This window comes from Vibrio sp. 10N.247.311.47, assembly GCF_041467535.1.
GTDB classification, from domain to species: domain Bacteria; phylum Pseudomonadota; class Gammaproteobacteria; order Enterobacterales; family Vibrionaceae; genus Vibrio; species Vibrio crassostreae_C.
Genome location: NZ_JBFSUR010000031.1, coordinates 13,449 through 31,922 on the forward strand (window position 1 = coordinate 13,449; position 18,474 = coordinate 31,922).

Below are 18,474 nucleotides of genomic sequence, written 5' to 3' on the forward strand. Positions count from 1 at the left end.
CGCTATTAGAAGTATAAATTCAAATATCGAAAAGAGCTCGCCAACTAACGCGCAAGCTCCAAAATGTTACGTTGTACAAAGGTATTTCTACCACTTTGCTTCGCTTGATAAAGCGCTTGATCGACCTTTTCGTAAATAGACGCAATAGATTCGCCACCTTCTGGCACAAATGACAACACACCTTGTGACGCTGTCACTCTATCCGATACCGTTGAGTGTTCATGAGCGTAGTTCATCTCATGCAATGCCTCTTTAACTCGAGTCGCGTGTACCTTAGCGCCTTCACTATCTGTATCGCTAAGAATCAGAACAAACTCTTCACCGCCATAACGACCTACAAATTCTCCCGCACGAACAAACAGCTGTTTCAAGGTATTAGCAAGCCCTTGTAAGCACTTATCCCCTTGAATATGACCATAATTATCGTTGTAAGGCTTAAAGAAGTCTACATCTAGAAGTATGACTGTCATGGATATATTACGTCTTCCGTGCCACGCTATGCTCTCTTCAAGCTTAGTATCCATATATCGACGGTTATACAATTTGGTCAGGCCATCTTCGTTGGCTTGTTGCTGCAGAAGGATGTTCAGTTCTTCGAGTTTGGCTGTGCTTTGTTTTAGCTCTCGTCTCATGTGCGCGATACGTTGCATCGCAATCAGCTTAGAATTCAAAACAACCTTGTTTACTGGCTTGATCAGGTAATCATCGCCACCAGCGTCAATCGCTTTTGCGATCATCTCAGGTTCTTCGTGACCACTAAGAAAGATGATGGGAACCCATTCTGGGAATCGGCTTCGAACCTCATTCGCCACTTCAAAACCATCCATATCAGGCATGCTGATATCAAGTAACACGAGTTCAGGATCAAAATCAGAATAAACACTCAGGGCTTCTTTTCCGCTACCGACAGCTTCTACAATATGACCCAGTTGCTTGAGTCGGATAGCAAGTTGCATCCTGTCTAGTTGAACGTCATCAACCAGCAATATGCGCATTGAAGATCCCTTTTCTATCATCACATCACCTTTATCTAGTGTTGAATATTCAAAGTAGCTCAAATTTGGGCTTAAATCATGCCCTAATCTCTATATTAGATTGACTTTTTTACAGATCTTTTTAGCATTGTTTCTTTTTAAAGAGAAATACTATGTCAGACGCTACAAACAACGAACAACAAGAAATCGATTTAACCACCATCTCACCAGAACTTCGTCAAGTTATCGAATTTGATGGCGTACCAAAAGAGATGCACTTTATGGTTACTTCTATTCACGAAGTGTCTGAAGAAGCAGTACGCGAAGCTTGGGATAGTCTTCCAGCAAGCGCACAAAATGTTTTAGACAACTTCGAGCAGTTCCACGCTCTAATCTCAGTTAGCCAAGCTTTCGCTGGTGTTAACGTGATGGAAGAGTTCCCTACTCTTAAACTTCCAGAAGACATGTCTGACGAAGAAAAAGAAGAGTACCGTGCTCAACTGCTAGACCAAGTTCTACACAACTGTGTAAAAGACATGGTTAAACAAATCAAGAAAGCTCGTCGTGATGCAATCTTGAAGCGTGATTTCAAAGAAGTTTTTACTAAGTAAGTCGCTAGTCGCCTAAACTAGGCTAAGCGCTAACAGTACTACTTAGAATTAAGCCGCATGTTTCTTTAAACACGCGGCTTTTTTATATCCGCTATTTTCTGTTCGTCGATCGTTACGTCTGTATGTTCTTGTTGCTAATGTTCATATGATTCGACAAATCATATGCTTTAACACTCATATAGTGTGGCGCAAAACTGGCAGTTATACCGTATAAAAATGACGCATGTATCCATTCATGGAATCAAGACCGAATTTTCAGAACCTATAACAGGCAGTATCGCGGCAATATCGAAAAACTGACCTTGTCAGGTTTAATGCGTTACCGCGATATCTCTTTGAGCGACACTCACACCTTTAATTTGAGCGTAAACACGCTGCCCGATTTCTAGATTTAACTCATCCAGCGCCCACAATGTAATGGTTGCCCATAGGTAGCACCCAGACTCTAACTCTAGCTCGACCTCGACACTCTGCTTATTTGTGCCTTGTTGGTGCGTCTCTACGCTTTTAATGGTGACAGGAAGGATGTTACGTATAGAAGTCCCTTTCGGCCGTTCTAGCGTGATAGAGACATCATTTGCCCTAACTTGCAGCCTCACTGTCGTACCAAGCTCACTCGATACTTTCTGAACCCATAACGACGTCGACTTTCCTAGCATCAGGCGAGACAGCGCATAATCGTCATTGTGTTCCGCTAATGTCGCTTCAAACAACGAGCTTTGCTCTGAGAAAGATTGCCAAGGTTGCATGGCTCTCGATGCCCAAACCTCTTCCGTCACACCCGACGAAATCACTTTGCCTTGGTCAATAATCACAAGGTGATTTGCCAAGCGTAAAATTTCATTGAGGCTATGGGTGACATAGATGATCGGTATTTGGACGGTTTCGGATAAGTTTTCCAGAAATGGCATCACTTCGCGCTTACGAGGCAAGTCGAGAGACGCTAAAGGCTCATCCATCAACAAAATGCTCGGCTTTGATAACAAAGCGCGGCCAATCGCCACACGTTGCTTCTCACCGCCAGACAAACGAGCTGGGTATCGGTCAAGCAATGAACCCAAAGACAACAGCGAGACTATTTGCTCAAAGTGCGCTTGATCGACGCTTTTCATACCGTATTTAAGGTTCGCTGCCACCTTCATATGTGGAAACAATCGCGACTCTTGAAACACATAACCGACGTTGCGTTTGTGAGTCGGCAAATTAATGCCATTTTCACTATCGAACAGTGTGGTTCCAGATACGCTGATCAGACCTTTATCGGGCTGTTTAAGGCCACTGATTGCATTGATAAGTGAGGTTTTACCCGCGCCAGAACGACCAAAAATTGCCGTAATGCCGCTACTTGGTAATTCCAAGTCGATATCAAAGAACGTTTCACCAAGTTGTTGTTGATATTGGAGGATCAAAGCACTCATGCATTGCCTCCCAAGCGTTGTGCTGACTTTTTGTTGAGCCACTCAGATAGCATCAATGAACCCAGCGCTATCACAATAGAAATGACACACAAACGCGCGGCTTCCATTTCAGCGCCAGGGGTTTCAATAAAGGTATACATAGCCAAAGGAATGGTTTGAGTTTCACCGGGAATATTTGAAACGAAGCTGATGGTCGCGCCAAACTCCCCTAGGCTTCTTGCGAATGAAAGCATGGTGCCGGTAATGACCCCTGGGATCATCAAGGGTAAAGTGATCGTGAAAAACACACGAAGAGGTGAAGCGCCTAATGTAGCAGCCGCCTCTTCAAGCTTACTGTCTACGGTTTCTAGGCTCAATCTAATAGAGCGAACCATCAGCGGCAACGCCACAACCACACAAGCGAGTGCCGCGCCCTTCCAGCTAAAGCTGAATACAATACCAAACACGTCATTGAGCCACGAACCTATGATACCTTGCCTGCCCATCATCACTAGCAGTAAATAGCCAATAACTACAGGTGGAAGTACCAAAGGTAAATGGACAATACTCTCAACAATGCTCTTACCTACAAATTGTTTCTTAGCAAGTAGCCATGCTAAGCCAATACCGATAGGGATAAGCCATAAGATTGCAAACCCAGCGACTTTTAAGCTCAGCATTAAGGCTTGGTATTCGTATTCCGATAAATACATCATTTAACGCACTTCAAATCCAAAACTGTTCAAGGTGTCTTTCGCTTTTTCGCTCTTTAGGAAAGTATAGAACTCTTCTGCCACAACTTTATCACTCAACTTCGCTACAGGGTAACGTATTGGTGTGTGCAGATCTGATGGGAAGGTCGACACTAGGTTTACTTCTTTAGAAAGCAACGCATCCGTTTTGTAGACAATGCCAAGCTTAGCTTCACTGCGCTCGACTAAGGCTAAGGCCATACGAACATTGTTACTTGGTGCCAATCGAGTTTTCACATCGTCCCATACACCTAACGTTTCTAACGCTTCTTTTGCATAGATACCAGCAGGAACCGACATGGTGTTACCCACTGCGAGCCTTTCATTAGTAAGCAGTTTAGCCCATTGTTCACCTTTTGATAGGTCTAACGTTACCGATGTCTCTTTAGGAGCAATCAGCACCAGTTCGTTTTCACATAGGTTTGTGACATTGTCACTATAAACCAATTTACGATCGACTAAATGCGTCATCCATTTCTCATTTGCCGAGATAAAAATGTCTGCTGGTGCTCCTCTTTCGATTTGTCGCACCAAAGACGACGTACTCGCGTACACAGGAATCACATCGACAGAATGGTCTTTCTCAAACTCTTCAACCAACAGATTAACCGCATTGGTCATCGACGATGCAGCGTAAACTCGTAGCTTTTCCGCAGCAAAAAGATGACTAGAACTCAATGCCGAAGTTAAAGCCATGGTTAAAAGGAAGACTCGCTTTTTCATTGTTATCACTTATCTATTGTTCGTTTAAGTTCTTTAGCTAACTTCTAAATGGCGGCTTAAGCTGTTAACTCTGGCCAAAGCAGATCAAGATTTAAGTACTCTTCGATGGCATCAGCGATTCGATTAATACCCAGCTCTTTAAGCTGTTCGTGGTCAATCGCGGTCACATCGTTGGCTCCTGCCCATTCGCAAATAAGCGACAACGCATCACTGTTGTCGAATACGCCATGCAAGTAAGTACCAAAAATCGAGTTATCTTGATTCACAGCGCCATCTAGGCTGCCAGATTCTAACTGAACCGGTAAGGCTGTTTCTTTGACATCAGTCCTACCTACGTGGATTTCATAACCTTTTACTTGTGCTGTTTTGCCATCCAGCGTCATGGTGCCGCGTACGTTGGTTAAGGTTTTCTGCTGTGTAAGGGTCGTTTCAGTATCCAGATACCCTAACCCTTCGCTGCTGCCGGGTTCCCCTTCAACGCCATCAGGATCGTGGATGATGTTACCTAACATTTGGTAGCCACCGCAGATACCCATCACTTTGCCGCCTAAGCGCAGGTGGCGTTGAATATCTTTATCCCAGCCTTGTTCTTTTAGGTAATCCAAATCTGCTCTTACCGACTTTGTACCCGGCAAGATAATTAAATCAGCATTGTTTACACGTTCGCCTTTACCGACATAACGTAAATCAATCGAAGGATTCAATCTTAACGCGTCAAAGTCTGTATGGTTGCTGATTCGGGTTAGCACTGGCACCGCCACCTTAAGCTTAGCTTCTCCGTCAGACTCTTGAGCAGAGGTAATGGCATCTTCCGCTTCTAAGTTAAAACCATGCAGATATGGCAAAACACCAATGACTGGCTTGCCGGTTTTTTCCTCTAGCCAATCTAGGCCAGATTGAAGCAGTGCGATATCGCCTCTAAAACGATTTATCACAAAGCCTTTTACACGAGCTTGTTCAGATTCAGACAATAGAGCTAATGTCCCGTAGAGATGCGCAAAAACGCCACCACGGTCAATATCAGCAACGATGAGCACAGGGATGTCCGCTTTCTCAGCAAATCCCATGTTAGCGATATCATTTTCACGAAGATTGATTTCGGCTGGGCTCCCCGCACCTTCAATCATCACGCTTTCATATTCTTCAGAAAGTCGGTCAAACGAATCGATAACTGTATCCATCGCCACTTTCTTGTAATCATGATAACCCGTCGCTTCCATGTTGCTCAGCGCTCGGCCTTGCAAAATCACTTGCGCGCCGGTATCTGAGTTGGGCTTTAGCAATACAGGGTTCATGTGAACGGTTGGCTCTATATTACAAGCTTGCGCCTGAACCGCTTGAGCACGGCCAATTTCGCCACCATCTTTTGTCACAGCACTGTTCAACGCCATGTTTTGTGGCTTAAAAGGTGCCACTTTGATTCCTTTCCTTGCCAAAACACGGCATAAACCTGCCACCAAAACACTTTTTCCGGCATCTGACGTTGTCCCTTGAACCATAAGGGCACTTAATGGTGCTCGCATTTGTACTTAAATCCTTAATTTCTTAATTTTCAATTTATAGCTGTGGGCAATATTTCTCTGCGACCATCTTAACGTCATTGCCGAGTAGATGCTCAATAAAATGAATGGAAAATGAATGTGTTACTCACTCTGGATTCAACCCCAGTGTTGTTTAATAGCTCCATCGAAACGAAGCTTGTGAACGATAACAGGCGCTTCAACAAAAAACGTACTAACGAAAAGAAACGTTTCAAATTCAGAAAAACGTTTCTACTAAAAACAACATTAAGGGATTCACCATGAAAAAAACTGTATTAGCTATCGCATCTACTATTATCCTTGCTCCTACTTTCGCAATGGCTAGTGACCACAACAGCAATAATAATGTCAACAGCAAGCACGAAAGCGCTATTGCTTATACTGGCCCAATTGAAACCGTTTCTGTTGCGACACTACTTGCCGACACAAGCATGTTCGCAGAGCAAGAAGCAATTGTGGATGGCAAGATCGTTCGTCAACTTAAGAATGACACGTTTGTCTTCTCTGATGGCCAGAGTGAAATTCAAATCGAACTTGATGATGATATCCGCCTAGCACAACCACTGACCGCTGATACAAAAGTTCGTATCTTCGGTGAATATGAAGGTGGTAAGACACCTGAAATCGAAGTGGACCACATCCAGGTTCTATAAGCGATTAATATAAAAATACCGACTTCAAATAATTGGCCTGCATATTGCAAGCTTTTTTGTATTATACTGCCGCAAAATACAATTTATATGGAGTCACCATGCTAGGTTGCACGAATAAGACTGTCCTTTTAGGGCTCGCTGCACTGTGTTCATTCTCTGCGTCTGCAAACAACTTTAACTACAACACATTCGAGCTGCGCATGGGTACTAGCCCAAGTACTTTCGGTGGTGAAGTCACAACAATGTTCACTCAGAACTCTCATTTTGTTGCTCGTATCGATTCAGAATTTGAAAGTGATTGGGATGCAGCGGTAGGTATGGGATTCAACGGCCCAATCAGTCAATTTGCTGACGTTACTGGCCAAATGTTACTGCACAACATTGAACGGAATGACGATAACCACATCAAAACAGAAATTAACCTTGGCTTGAGAGCTTGGTTAATGGCAAACGTTGAAGTTAACGCACGCCTTGGTCAACTGATCGACAACGATGACACTCGTTCAATTTTGGGTATCGGTGCTCGTTTCCATTCAACTGATCAACTGTCTGTTGGTCTTGATATGCGCAATAACGGCACATATGGCCACCAAATCTTAATGTCGGCTCGATTCGGATTCTAATCTAGATTTCAATTACTGAGTAATAAATAGCTAAACGTATTACATAGAAAAGCCCCGAACATATTAATGTTCGGGGCTTTTTTGTTTGTTAGTTTCGCTGGCTTTTAGTCGTTCACGACCTGAGCCTGCAACTTGCTTTATAAATTAACCATCAGCATCTTTTTCTGGTGGTCTAAGTACTCTTCATAAGTACCTTGGAAGCTCACTAGCTGTTGGTCTTTCACATCAATGATGTGTGTTGCTAGTGAAGAAACGAACTCACGGTCATGACTTACGAAGATAAGCGTGCCCGTGTAAACCTTCAACGCGTCGTTCAGGGCTTGGATTGCTTCCATGTCCATGTGGTTCGTTGGTTCGTCCATTACAAGCACGTTGATGTCTTGCATCATTAGCTTGCCGAATAACAGACGGTTCTTCTCACCACCAGAACAGTTACGCGCTTTTTTGTTCGCATCGTCAGCAGTGAACAATAGACGACCTAGAATGCCACGTACCATAAGGTCATCGTGCTTCACGGTGCGCCATTGCGAGATCCAATCGAAGATGATCAGGTCGTTATCAAAGTCAGACGTACTATCTTGTGGGCAGTAGCCTACTGATGCGTTTTCAGACCATTTAACGATACCTTCGTTTTGTTCTAGCTCTTGAACTAGACAGCGTAGAAGCGTGGTTTTACCCACACCGTTCTCACCGATAACCGCAAGACGAGTACCCGCTTCAAGCAGCAAGTTACCACCAGCAAACAATGTTTCGCCATCGAAGCCGTGACCAAGGTCTTGAAGTTCAAGCGCTTGACGGTGTAGTTTCTTACCTTCGCCAAAATCAATAGATGGGCTCATACGGCTCGATGATTTCACTTCATCAAGCGTGATCTTATCCATTTTCTTGGCACGAGAGCTTGCTTGTTTTGCTTTAGATGCGTTAGCACCAAAACGGTTTACGAAATCTTGAAGCTCGCTGATTTCAGCCGCTTTCTTAGCGTTGCTTGCTAAAAGCTGTTCACGAATCAAGCCAGATGCTTCTAGGAAGTACTCGTAGTTACCAGGGTAGACACGTAGCTCACCGTAGTCGATGTCTGCCATGTGTGTACACACAGAGTTCAGGAAGTGTCTATCGTGCGAAATGATGATCATTGTACATTTACGCTGGTTTAGCTCTTCAGCAAGCCAGTTGATCGTGTGAATGTCCAAGTTGTTGGTTGGTTCATCAAGAAGCAGGATATCTGGGTTTGCAAACAGAGCTTGTGCCAATAGCACACGCAGTTTCCAACCTGGAGCTACTTGCTGCATCAAGCCGAAATGGAACTCTTCTTCAATACCCGCTTGAATTAGGATGTCGCCAGCACGGCTTTCTGCTGTGTAGCCATCCATTTCCGCGAATTCACTTTCAAGTTCTGCGACTTTCATGCCGTCGTCTTCGCTCATTTCTGGCAAAGAGTAAATGCGGTCACGTTCTTGTTTTACTTCCCACAGCTTTCTGTCACCCATGATCACAACGTCGATAACGCTGTACTGTTCGAAAGCGAACTGATCTTGGCTTAGCACACCCAGTTTTTCTCCTGGAGTGATAGAAACGTTGCCCGAGCTTGGCGTTAATGCGCCACTTAGGATTTTCATGAACGTTGATTTGCCGCAACCATTAGCGCCGATCAAACCATAACGGTTGCCGTTACCAAATTTAGCAGAGATGTTTTCAAACAGCGGCTCTGCGCCAAATTGCATTGTGATGTTCGCGGTAGATATCAAAGAACTAATTCCTAAGCGTGTACTGACAGATAATTATTAGGCTATTTCAAGAACCTAAATAAGAAGTACGAAAGTATGGATTAAACAAAAATCGAAGCGCGGATTATATAGAGATCTCGATCACGTTGTCGAGGCTAAACAGTAAACGAATAGTAAACATAGACCATTTAGATGCTTTTCATACGTTATGGGGTGTAAATAAAAAAATCCCCACCAGCAGAACTGGTAGGGATTTCATTTATCAACACTAAAAGTCTTTTAAGCTCGTCACCTTTGAAACTATAGCTCTTCAAAACGAAAAGCTTTGATGACGAGCAGAACTTGTTATTTAGTAATTTTCTTCTGAACGTATTTTTTGCTCACGTCGACAACCGCAACATCTCTAAAGAAGCTTCTACCCAACAGAAGTGGGAAAGAAAGATGCGTTCGGTCGGCTAGCGTAAATTCAGTTTTGTCTTTTAGATCGCCAATTTGAATCGAAGCTACAACCACAGCGCGTCGTTGTGTGCCTTCTGCGCTTGATTGCTTGATCTTAACCCAGCGTTCTACTGGTAAGCTCACCTCTTCAGTTGTAATTCCGTCGTGTTCAATCTTGAACTTAACCCAGTCTTTGCCGTCACGTTCAAAATCAACAATATCAACTGCACTGATTGAAGAGGTTGTTGCACCGGTATCGACACGTGCTTTAAACGCTTCTTTTAAACCAGGAACAAACACCCACTCTTCTTCACCAAGAATCAGTTTGCCGTCACTTGTTTTTCTAACCTTCTCTACTGGTTTTTCAACAGGTGCAGGTTTTACTTCCGGCTCAGTTGGTTTTACTTCTTCAGGCTTCTCAGTAGGTTCCGTTACTTTCTCGCCTTCTGTTGCGTCAGTTTTTGAAGAGTCATCCACAACAGGTTGTTCGATTTGAGGCTTTTGCTCTGGCTCAACAGGAGCTTGAGTTGTAGCCGAACAAGCAAACAGGCCACCACTTAGCATTAAAACTACAATCGCTTTCCAATTATACATTCAGTCACCTTCTATTTTGAAACGTTTGCTATCGCTTTTGCTACATAAGGAATATGAGATTCGGAAAGGCCTGCGATATTGATGCGTCCATCACCAACACCATAGACTCCATATTCTTCACGTAATTGATTCATTTGAGTTTCTTTAAAGCCTAGTACACTAAACATGCCTTTATGGCTTTCAATGAAGTCAAATTGTGACGTGTTATAAGTATTTCGCAATTCATCACATAAACTTTGGCGCAGATTTAACAAACGTTGCTGCATTTCACTCAATTCTTGCTTCCAAATCGAGGTTAGCTCTTGATTCTGAAGAATTGTTTTAACCAAAGCTGCACCATGATCTGGCGGCATTGTGTAAGTTGAACGAGCAAGCGTTAGAAGCTTACCTTTAGCATTGCCAACGTGTTCGCTGTTTTTGCCAATCACGATAGCGGCACCCGTTCTTTCACGGTATAAACCGAAGTTCTTCGAGCAAGATGTCGTAATCAACATCTCTTCGACGTTGTTAGCCATGTGTTGAAGACCTTTTGCGTCTTCTTCTAAGCCATCACCAAAGCCTTGGTAAGCAATATCAACGAACGGCAAGAAGCCATTTTTCTGCGATAGTTTGGTAATTTCCTGCCACGCCTCAAAGTCGATATCCGCACCCGTTGGGTTATGACAGCAACCGTGCAGTAGTACCACATCTGATGGACCCGCTTTTGAAAGGTCATCCAACATTCTTGCAGTATCAACTTGCTTCGTTTCAGGACTGAAATAATAGTAATATCGAACTTTTAAGCCTGCCGCTTCCATCACCGGTTTGTGGTTAACGTAGCTTGGGTTTGAAATCCAAACCGTGGTGTCTGGTTGAGAAACTTTCATTAAGTCACCCAACATGCGAAGTGCACCACTTGCACCCGGTGTTTGAATCGCAGCAACGCGATCCATTGCAGAAGTCCCTTTAAGCAGCAGATCAACCATGCTCTGGTTGAACTCTTCACAGCCTGCTAGGCCAACGTAAGCTTTGGTTTTCTGCGTTTCAACAACGATATCTTGAGCCATAGAAACGGCTTTCATGATAGGTGTTTCGCCTTGGTCGTTTTTGTAAACGCCAATACCTAAATCGACTTTGTCAGTACGAGGGTCGCCACGGTAAGCGACAGAAAGAGATAAAATTGGATCTAAAGTTGGTTTTGGTAGATGTGAAAACATGAAAGTCACAACCCTTTGAAATTCAAGTAATGGCCTCCAAGTTATCATTTTATTTACAATTTAAGAAACAGAAATTCATCAAAGTTTTGATTTTTAGGAGATAACTCTAGTTGAGACTGGTGCAATCTAATATTCCCTATTCCATATAGTTCAATATTCAATCAATTTACAAATTTAGAACGTCATAAAATAAAAAAGCCTCAACAGAGAAGCTGAGGCTACTAATTTGCACTAATGTAGGTTGACGTTAACTAACGAAAGTCTACTAGAGTCGGAACCGATGAATAATTTGGTTTGAACTACCACGCCAATCCAACATTGGATCCGCTTTATCTTGCTCAAAACGACCATCAATCAAAGTATCAACATATTCAAGTACTTGCCTCTGCTTTTCGTCGAGTTCGTCGAGCTCGTAGCCCGTCCACATCCAGATGTCTTTGCCTTCACATTCTGCTTTTACACGCTGAACAAGCTTAAGCACTTCAGATACATTTGCAGGATGAAGAGGATCACCACCTGAAAGCGACAAGCCACGACGCTTGATTCGTGGATCATTGAGATCAGCGATAATGTGGTCTTGCAGCTCTTGAGTAAACAAATGCCCGGAGTCCAACCTTTGCGTCGATTGGTTATAACACCCGCGACACTGGTGTACACAACCCGACACAAACAAAGTGCAGCGTGTTCCAGGGCCATTTACAACGTCGATTGGGTGATATTGGTGATAATTCATAAGGCAGTATTGAAAACTCGTGATTACTTAATAGTTTAAGAAGATGTGTTGTAAAAGCTGAAACGAAAGAATTGGTATCGACATAACGCCGATACCAATCATATTTCTTGAAACGTAGCTCTTCTAAATAAGCTAGCTAATAATCTTAGAGCTTACTAAAGATGCTTCACTCGGCGTTTAACTTCTTCTTGCTTACCGAAGTTAAATGGTCGTGCATCTGGGCTACCAAGGTAACCACAAACACGGCGTGTTACCGATACTTTGGTTGAGTCGTGGTTGCCACACTTAGGACACGTAAAGCCCTTACTAGTACAGTCAAATTCACCGTTGTAACCACATTCGTAGCACTCATCAATCGGCGTATTTGTACCGTAGTAAGGAACACGTGTGTAGCTGTAGTCCCATACGTTTTCTAGTGCTTCGATGTTCTTCTGCATGTTCGGGAACTCACCGTAACAGATGAAACCACCACTAGAGATTTCAGGATAAGGCATCTCAAAATCGATCTTGTCGTATGGGTTCACTTTCTTCTGCACGTCTAAGTGAAAGCTGTTGGTGTAATAACCACGGTCTGTTACGCCATCAATCACACCAAACTCTTTGGTGTCGATGCTGCAGAAACGACTACATAGGTTTTCACTTGGTGTGCCGTATAGGCTGAATGCATAACCTGTCTCTTTGGTCCAAGATTCTACTTCACGCTTCATGTACTCCACTAGCTCAAGCGCTTTAGCACGCGTTTCGCCATCGTCGTACAGGTGAACGTCAGTACCGTAAAGCGCAGTCATTGCTTCGTGGATACCAATGTAACCAAGAGAAACAGAAGCACGGCCGTTCTTAAAGATATCAGCGATAGAGTCGTCTGCTTTCAAGCGAACGCCACATGCACCTTCCATGTATAGGATTGGAGCAACACGCGCTTTCACGTTTTCTAGACGAGAAATACGAGTTTCTAATGCACGACGAGCCAGCTTGAGTTTATCATCAAGCAGTTCGTAGAACTGAGCCATATCTTGTTTTGCGTTAATCGCAATACGTGGCAAGTTCAAGCTAACAACACCTAAGTTGTTACGGCCTTCGTGAATCAACTCACCATTTTCTTCGTAAGTATTCAAGAAGCTACGACAACCCATAGGAGTTTTAAATGACCCTGTCACTTCTACTACTTTGTCGTAGTTAAGAATGTCTGGGTACATACGCTTAGACGCACACTCTAGCGCTAATTGCTTGATGTCGTAGTTTGGATCTTGCTTCTGGTGGTTCAAACCATCTTTGATCGCAAATACCAGTTTAGGGAACACGGCTGTTTTACGGTTCTTACCCAAACCTGCAATGCGGTTTTTCAAGATTGATTGCTGAATCAATTTCGAGCCCCAGCTTTCACCTAAACCAAAACCAAACGTCACGAATGGTGTTTGTCCATTAGCGGTGTGCAGCGTGTTTACTTCGTACTCCAGAGATTGGAACGCGTCGTAACACTCTTTCTCTGTGCGAGAGATAGCAAAAGCTTCTGGGCTATGAATGTCCCACTCTTTCGCTAGCGATAAGTGCTTCTCGTAGCTCGCCATAACGTAAGGTTCAAGAACCTCATCGATGCGGTTAATCGTTGTGCCGCCGTAGATGTGACTCGCCACTTGCGCGATGATCTGCGCGGTTACCGCTGTCGCCGTAGAAATAGACTTAGGTGTGTCGATTTCCGCGTTACCCATCTTGAAGCCATGCGTTAACATGCCTTTCAGATCGATAAGCATGCAGTTAAACATTGGGAAGAACGGTGCGTAGTCTAGATCGTGGTAGTGAATATCACCACATTCGTGAGCATGTACGATATCACGTGGCAAAATGTGAGTTTTCGCATAGTGTTTAGCCACGATACCCGCCAGCAGGTCACGCTGAGTTGGGATTACTTTGCCATCTTTGTTCGCGTTTTCATTGATTAGATCAACGTTGCTTTCTTCGATCAAACCTTCGATCTCACGCGTTAAAGCGCTTTGCTTCTCACGGGCGATGTCGCGGTCATGACGATATTCAATGTAGGCACGAGCCAGAGACTTGTATGGTCCCTGCATTAGCTCGTTCTCGACCATGGTTTGAATTTCAGAGATATGAACTTCATCGTAGTCTTCGAGCTTCAACTCAACTGCTAATGCCACATTCAGTGCATAAATAGCAATTTCCTTATCGGCTTTGTCTGATGCTGCTTCCACTGCAGCTTGGATGCGATCTCTACTGAATGGAGCTCTTGAGCCATCACGCTTGATTACGATTGATTTCACCACTTCTCCTTACTCTTGAGGTATTCACAGACTTATCCACAAACACACTATATAGAGCGATTTATCGTTTAACTAACACTAGATATTGTGGCGTATTTAACGAGAACCACCAACTTTGAGTATTGATTTGGATCAATAAAAAGAGAACGCTGACTAAGATCAATTCAATATTATTACGCTAGTTCTCAAGTCGAAAAGAAACAATGTAACAATAAAAAAACTCCTAAAAAGAGTTGAATTTTTGGTAAGTGTTGTAGGATAACGGCTCATCAATATTGGCAGACAAAATTAGGGATATTTGGCATGAAACGACTTCAAAACTGGATAATGTTAGGCTGCTTACTCAGTAGCCAGACATTTGCTGAACCTTTGACCATATCCAGTTGGAATATCGAATGGTTATCAACCAACGAGGCTGTGAATAAGTTTTCTGACAAACGTGATCAAGCTGATTTCGACAAACTCGCAACTTATTTTCAATCCTTAGACGCAGACGTGGTTGCGTTTCAAGAAGTCGATAACGTAAATGCCATTCAGCGTGTGGCTGGTGATCAATACAAGATATTGATGTCTGACCGGGCGCTATCTAAGAACAGCAACCGCCAATTTAAAGAAGTGAACCAATACACGGGATTTGCAGTTCGTAAAGGAGTAGCCCTCACCGACTACGCTGACTTTCCGCTTGAAACCACATCCAACAGTAAACTTAGGTTTGCCAGCTATATCGTTGTAGAAACAAACTTTAAACCCATTCACATGTTGTCTGTGCATTTAAAGGCAGGTTGTAGCGGAGCGTATAAGTCCAACCGCGATTGCTCTCGTTTAAAAGAGCAAGGTCAGCAACTGAACAAGTGGATAAAGCAAAGAGAGCGCAATAACGAAGACTACGCCATTCTTGGCGACTTTAACCATAACCTCGCTTACTCACGAGATTGGATGTGGAAAGAGTTATCACAATATACTGATGCGCAGTTAGCGACACGAAAGACCCGTGCAGATTGTAAGGTACGCTCTAACCGCAACAATTATCGCACACATCAGTTCCGCTCTGTTATTGATCATATTGTGGTGAGTGAGTCGCTAAATGCTTCTCCTGCAAAGCAGAAGGTATTTGAAACACAAGATGTTCTGGACTACAAACTCAGCGACCACTGTCCAGTTTCAACGACTATTAAATAGTAGATTTTAGATAACAGCAGATTGTAGATAGCTGAAACTAATAGAAACAGTAAATATAGAAAGAGGCTGACTGACTTTCGTGCTGAAAGCGAGTCAACCTCTATGCTTGGTCAGCTCAGAACGGATAACGTCAAAGCCAATGTAATCAGCTATAAGCTTGCTACTAACACGTTTTGTTCATACGATCCGCCAGCCACATTCCCACCAGCATGCTTATCATAAACACCCACACCGTCGGGTTGCCGCCACTTAGGCTGGTTACCGCAGGGCCTGGGCAAAAGCCTGCAATCCCCCAGCCTAAGCCAAACGCTGTAGATCCAAGAATCAGCTTTCTGTCTATCAACGGATTGTTACGGCTATCTAACGGCTCGCCATTGATGGCTTTAGCGCGCTTTTTAATGACCAGATGATAAAACGGTGCAAAGACCAATAGCGCGCCACCCATGACGAATGCCAAACTAATGTCCCAGTTACCGGTAATGTCTAAGAAGCCGAGTACCTTCTCAGGATCAACCATCCCTGAGATGATCATGCCAGAGCCAAAAAGAATACCTGCGACCAAACCGATAACGATAGTAAATGAAGCGTTTTTCATTATGCCCCCAAGCCAGTCAGATTCTTGATAAACACGGTTACGATTGCCACACCCATAAATACACAGGTCGCAACAATAGAACGTTTAGATAAACGCGCCATTCCGACAATGCCATGCCCGCTAGTACAACCGTTCGCTGTTTTAGTACCAAAGCCCACCAGAAGGCCAGCAATAATCACTAAAGCGAGATTCATCTCTTCTAACTGCGGAAGTTGGTAGCCCGTCGGAATTAATAGCCAACCACTTGCGACCATTCCCACAACAAAGGCGATACGCCAGTGTTTTTCGGTGTTTGCTGTATCCGCATCTTTACGTTCTTTGTTGCTGGTGCCAGTTGGCAATAATCGGCTGACAATGCCACTAATGCCAGCAACTCGACCAATCCCCAACATTAAAACAATGGCCGACACGCCTAACAACATGCCGCCGAAAAAAGCATCCCAAGGAATCAAACTAAGCACAAACCTCTCCTATCCACAAACATCATAAACTCATAACAACCTATAAATTAGAGTTTACTAATAAATATAAATTAGTCAATGCTAATGTACTGCGAGTATGTGTCGTTTTGTAAGTTTGGAATTAACAAGCGCCCTGCATGAAAAAAGCCCCTAGGTGTTAACCTAAGGGCTTAAGATTTATTCTGTCTTTGGTAAAGAACAGCTATTTGACCTTGTTCTTCTCAGCAATCCATTGCGACATGTACTTAGTGCTCGCCATACTATGGTGCTTAAGCATTGAACCAAAGAAATTATTCAGTCGATGCGCATCAAGCTCAGAACCTAGCGCAGTCAGTCGCTCGATCAATTTGTCGCCCAGTTGATTCTGTTCATAGTGCGCTTCAAGAATTGAATGACATTGGCTTTGAGCTTTAAGCCATTTCTTTTCATCTTTATAAAGAGCGACAGCTTGTTCAACAAACTCATCAATATCATCTGACACTGCACCCGGCCATTGCAGTTCACCTTGCGGTACCATGCCTTCACTGCCGATCTCGCTGGTTACATTCGGAGTTTGCAGCTTCATCGCATCAAGTAACTTGCCTTTAATGCCAGCGCCAAAACGTAATGGCGCAACACAAACACGTGCATCTTCCATCACTTCTTGAGCATCTTTAGCCCAACCTTTGATATGGAAACCGGTTTTTGGATTATGCAAAGCGGTTGCTTTCGGCGGCGGATAAGATCCGTAAATATGAAGTTCACTATCAGGCAACTGCTTACGAATCTTCGGCCAAATCTTCTGTAACTGAAGCACTGCATCCCAGTTAGGCGCATGTCTAAAATTACCTATCGTCATGAAATGCTTACGTTCTTCAAAGCTTTTCGTGCTTTCAGGAAGCGTATTAAGATCAACCATGAACGGCAGATGATGAAGCAGTTTGGGATCGATATTGAACTCAGATTGAAGCAGTTCCATCTCGTAACTTGAAATGATCAACGAAAGATCACAGCGCAAAATCGCGGCAATTTCACGTTTAGCCAAGTCACTGTACAAGTGTGCTTTGGTCAGATCTGTTTCTTTCTTAACCGCTTCGTGTCGAGCATTACGCAGAAACTGTAAGTCTTCCGTATCCAGTAACTTAAAGGCATTCGGGCATACTTTCTCGACACGCCAACCAAACTGTTCTTCCATCATAAAACGGTCAAACATCACAACATCGGGCTGCAGCTCTTCAATGTAATCGTCAAAGCTATCGCAATTTAACTGTATAGATTGGCTTGTGATGCCCTCTTCAGAGAGATCAATCATGTGCTCGGTTTCTTGAGCGGGTGTTGCAAATTCAACTGACCAACCTTGTCTCTTAAATAGACGTAAAAGAGACATCATATGGCTGCCAGCCGCCGATGAATTCGGTTCTGGCCAAACGTAGCCAATTGCTAAAACTTTCTTCAAAATACTTCCTAAGAAATAACAAAAGGGCCACAGAAGCCCCTAATAAAACGTTAATCGAGTTATGCCGCTGATAATAATGGTTCTAAGAACTCAGCGATCAGATTCGTTCACCTACATTGCGAGCTATCATAAGCACTTCATCGGCTGAGTAAAAGTTTGAAATCGTGGTTTCGACTTGAGCGCCCAATGTCGACTGATAGAGCTTTTGTGCAAAGTTATCTGCTCTGGTGGTCACTAATACATGTTTTAGTGTCGAGCCCTGCTCTGATAGCTTCTGCTTCACTTGAGGCAAAGAGTCTAGAATCAGCTTTTTGCCCAATCCTTGCCCCTGAGCACTCGGTAACACAGCAAGTTGTTCTAGCTCCAAAACAGCTTCAGGCCTAAACCCACTCTTTTGAACCCAAATAATGTAGCCGACAATCTCGCCATCGCTTTCAGCAACAAAGTTAAGAAAGCGTGGCGCAGCATTTAAGTTACATTGTAACCATTTTTTTGAGTTTTGCTGTCGAACAAAAGTAGCTTGGTGAACTAAAGCCGCTCCATCGAGGTCGGCTTCTGTCATAAAACGA

At 43.6% G+C, this 18,474-nt stretch carries 18 protein-coding genes; 4 read left to right on the plus strand and 14 right to left on the minus strand.

The genetic code is table 11. From position 1 onward, the window contains the following. Positions 1-44: 44 nt before the first annotated feature. Positions 45-1,016, minus strand: coding sequence for a diguanylate cyclase (locus AB6E51_RS18615; RefSeq protein WP_170791831.1), 972 nt, complete (start codon positions 1,014-1,016; stop codon positions 45-47). A gap of 131 nt (positions 1,017-1,147) precedes the next feature. Between AB6E51_RS18615 and AB6E51_RS18620 the strand changes: the two genes are divergently transcribed. Beyond that, positions 1,148-1,585, plus strand: a complete 438-nt coding sequence (locus AB6E51_RS18620) for a DUF3069 domain-containing protein (RefSeq protein WP_017060108.1) — start codon at positions 1,148-1,150, stop codon at positions 1,583-1,585. Between the two features lie 311 nt (positions 1,586-1,896). Here the strand turns inward: AB6E51_RS18620 and modC are convergent, their stop codons facing one another. From modC to AB6E51_RS18640, 4 genes are read right to left on the minus strand one after another with little or no spacing between them, the layout of a single operon-like run. Further along, positions 1,897-3,003 carry a molybdenum ABC transporter ATP-binding protein ModC gene (modC, locus tag AB6E51_RS18625; protein WP_017060109.1) on the minus strand — a complete coding sequence of 369 codons (1,107 nt, stop codon included), beginning with the start codon at positions 3,001-3,003 and terminating at the stop codon, positions 1,897-1,899. Next, the gene (gene modB, locus AB6E51_RS18630) at positions 3,000-3,698 is read right to left on the minus strand and encodes a molybdate ABC transporter permease subunit (protein ID WP_017060110.1); all 699 of its coding nucleotides are present in this window, start codon (positions 3,696-3,698) and stop codon (positions 3,000-3,002) included. Before modB ends, modC begins: the two co-directional genes overlap by 4 nt. Then, entirely contained in the window at positions 3,699-4,457 is a 759-nt protein-coding gene (gene modA / locus AB6E51_RS18635; protein WP_017060111.1) for a molybdate ABC transporter substrate-binding protein, read from the minus strand. A gap of 56 nt (positions 4,458-4,513) precedes the next feature. Next, on the minus strand, positions 4,514-5,980 hold the full coding sequence (locus AB6E51_RS18640; RefSeq protein WP_171733216.1) for a cobyric acid synthase: 1,467 nt from the start codon (positions 5,978-5,980) through the stop codon (positions 4,514-4,516). A gap of 278 nt (positions 5,981-6,258) precedes the next feature. Here AB6E51_RS18640 and AB6E51_RS18645 point away from each other — a divergent pair, with 278 nt between their 5' ends. Together AB6E51_RS18645 and AB6E51_RS18650 are read left to right on the plus strand one after the other, a co-directional pair. Next, positions 6,259-6,651, plus strand: coding sequence for a YgiW/YdeI family stress tolerance OB fold protein (locus AB6E51_RS18645; RefSeq protein WP_017064574.1), 393 nt, complete (start codon positions 6,259-6,261; stop codon positions 6,649-6,651). 98 nt (positions 6,652-6,749) lie between these two features. Continuing rightward, a complete protein-coding gene (locus AB6E51_RS18650; protein ID WP_017060115.1) occupies positions 6,750-7,274 on the plus strand; it encodes a hypothetical protein in 525 nt (174 codons plus the stop codon). Between the two features lie 137 nt (positions 7,275-7,411). Here the strand turns inward: AB6E51_RS18650 and AB6E51_RS18655 are convergent, their stop codons facing one another. From AB6E51_RS18655 to nrdD, 5 genes are all read right to left on the minus strand, one after another. Then, positions 7,412-9,019, minus strand: a complete 1,608-nt coding sequence (locus tag AB6E51_RS18655; protein ID WP_372058722.1) for an ABC-F family ATPase — start codon at positions 9,017-9,019, stop codon at positions 7,412-7,414. Positions 9,020-9,343: 324 nt separating this feature from the next. Continuing rightward, entirely contained in the window at positions 9,344-10,030 is a 687-nt protein-coding gene (locus tag AB6E51_RS18660; RefSeq protein WP_372058720.1) for a RimK/LysX family protein, read from the minus strand. 11 nt (positions 10,031-10,041) lie between these two features. Beyond that, a complete protein-coding gene (locus AB6E51_RS18665) occupies positions 10,042-11,226 on the minus strand; it encodes an amino acid aminotransferase (protein WP_372058718.1) in 1,185 nt (394 codons plus the stop codon). 265 nt (positions 11,227-11,491) lie between these two features. Next, positions 11,492-11,959, minus strand: coding sequence for an anaerobic ribonucleoside-triphosphate reductase-activating protein (gene nrdG, locus AB6E51_RS18670; RefSeq protein ID WP_017064571.1), 468 nt, complete (start codon positions 11,957-11,959; stop codon positions 11,492-11,494). Positions 11,960-12,114: 155 nt separating this feature from the next. Then, complete coding sequence (gene nrdD, locus AB6E51_RS18675; protein WP_372058717.1) at positions 12,115-14,235, minus strand: anaerobic ribonucleoside-triphosphate reductase; 2,121 nt, start codon at positions 14,233-14,235, stop codon at positions 12,115-12,117. Between the two features lie 303 nt (positions 14,236-14,538). Between nrdD and AB6E51_RS18680 the strand changes: the two genes are divergently transcribed. Then, the gene (locus tag AB6E51_RS18680; protein ID WP_102333616.1) at positions 14,539-15,414 is read left to right on the plus strand and encodes an endonuclease/exonuclease/phosphatase family protein; all 876 of its coding nucleotides are present in this window, start codon (positions 14,539-14,541) and stop codon (positions 15,412-15,414) included. 163 nt (positions 15,415-15,577) lie between these two features. Here AB6E51_RS18680 and AB6E51_RS18685 read toward each other — a convergent pair whose 3' ends face one another. From AB6E51_RS18685 to AB6E51_RS18700, 4 genes are all read right to left on the minus strand, one after another. Further along, a complete protein-coding gene (locus AB6E51_RS18685; RefSeq protein WP_016787649.1) occupies positions 15,578-16,009 on the minus strand; it encodes a YeeE/YedE family protein in 432 nt (143 codons plus the stop codon). After that, positions 16,009-16,470 carry a YeeE/YedE family protein gene (locus AB6E51_RS18690; RefSeq protein ID WP_010429747.1) on the minus strand — a complete coding sequence of 154 codons (462 nt, stop codon included), beginning with the start codon at positions 16,468-16,470 and terminating at the stop codon, positions 16,009-16,011. Before AB6E51_RS18690 ends, AB6E51_RS18685 begins: the two co-directional genes overlap by 1 nt. Before the next feature lie 202 nt (positions 16,471-16,672). Next, the gene (locus AB6E51_RS18695) at positions 16,673-17,905 is read right to left on the minus strand and encodes a glycosyltransferase (protein ID WP_372058716.1); all 1,233 of its coding nucleotides are present in this window, start codon (positions 17,903-17,905) and stop codon (positions 16,673-16,675) included. 97 nt (positions 17,906-18,002) lie between these two features. Next, positions 18,003-18,467 carry a GNAT family N-acetyltransferase gene (locus tag AB6E51_RS18700; protein ID WP_372058727.1) on the minus strand — a complete coding sequence of 155 codons (465 nt, stop codon included), beginning with the start codon at positions 18,465-18,467 and terminating at the stop codon, positions 18,003-18,005. Between the last annotated feature and the right edge of the window lie 7 nt (positions 18,468-18,474).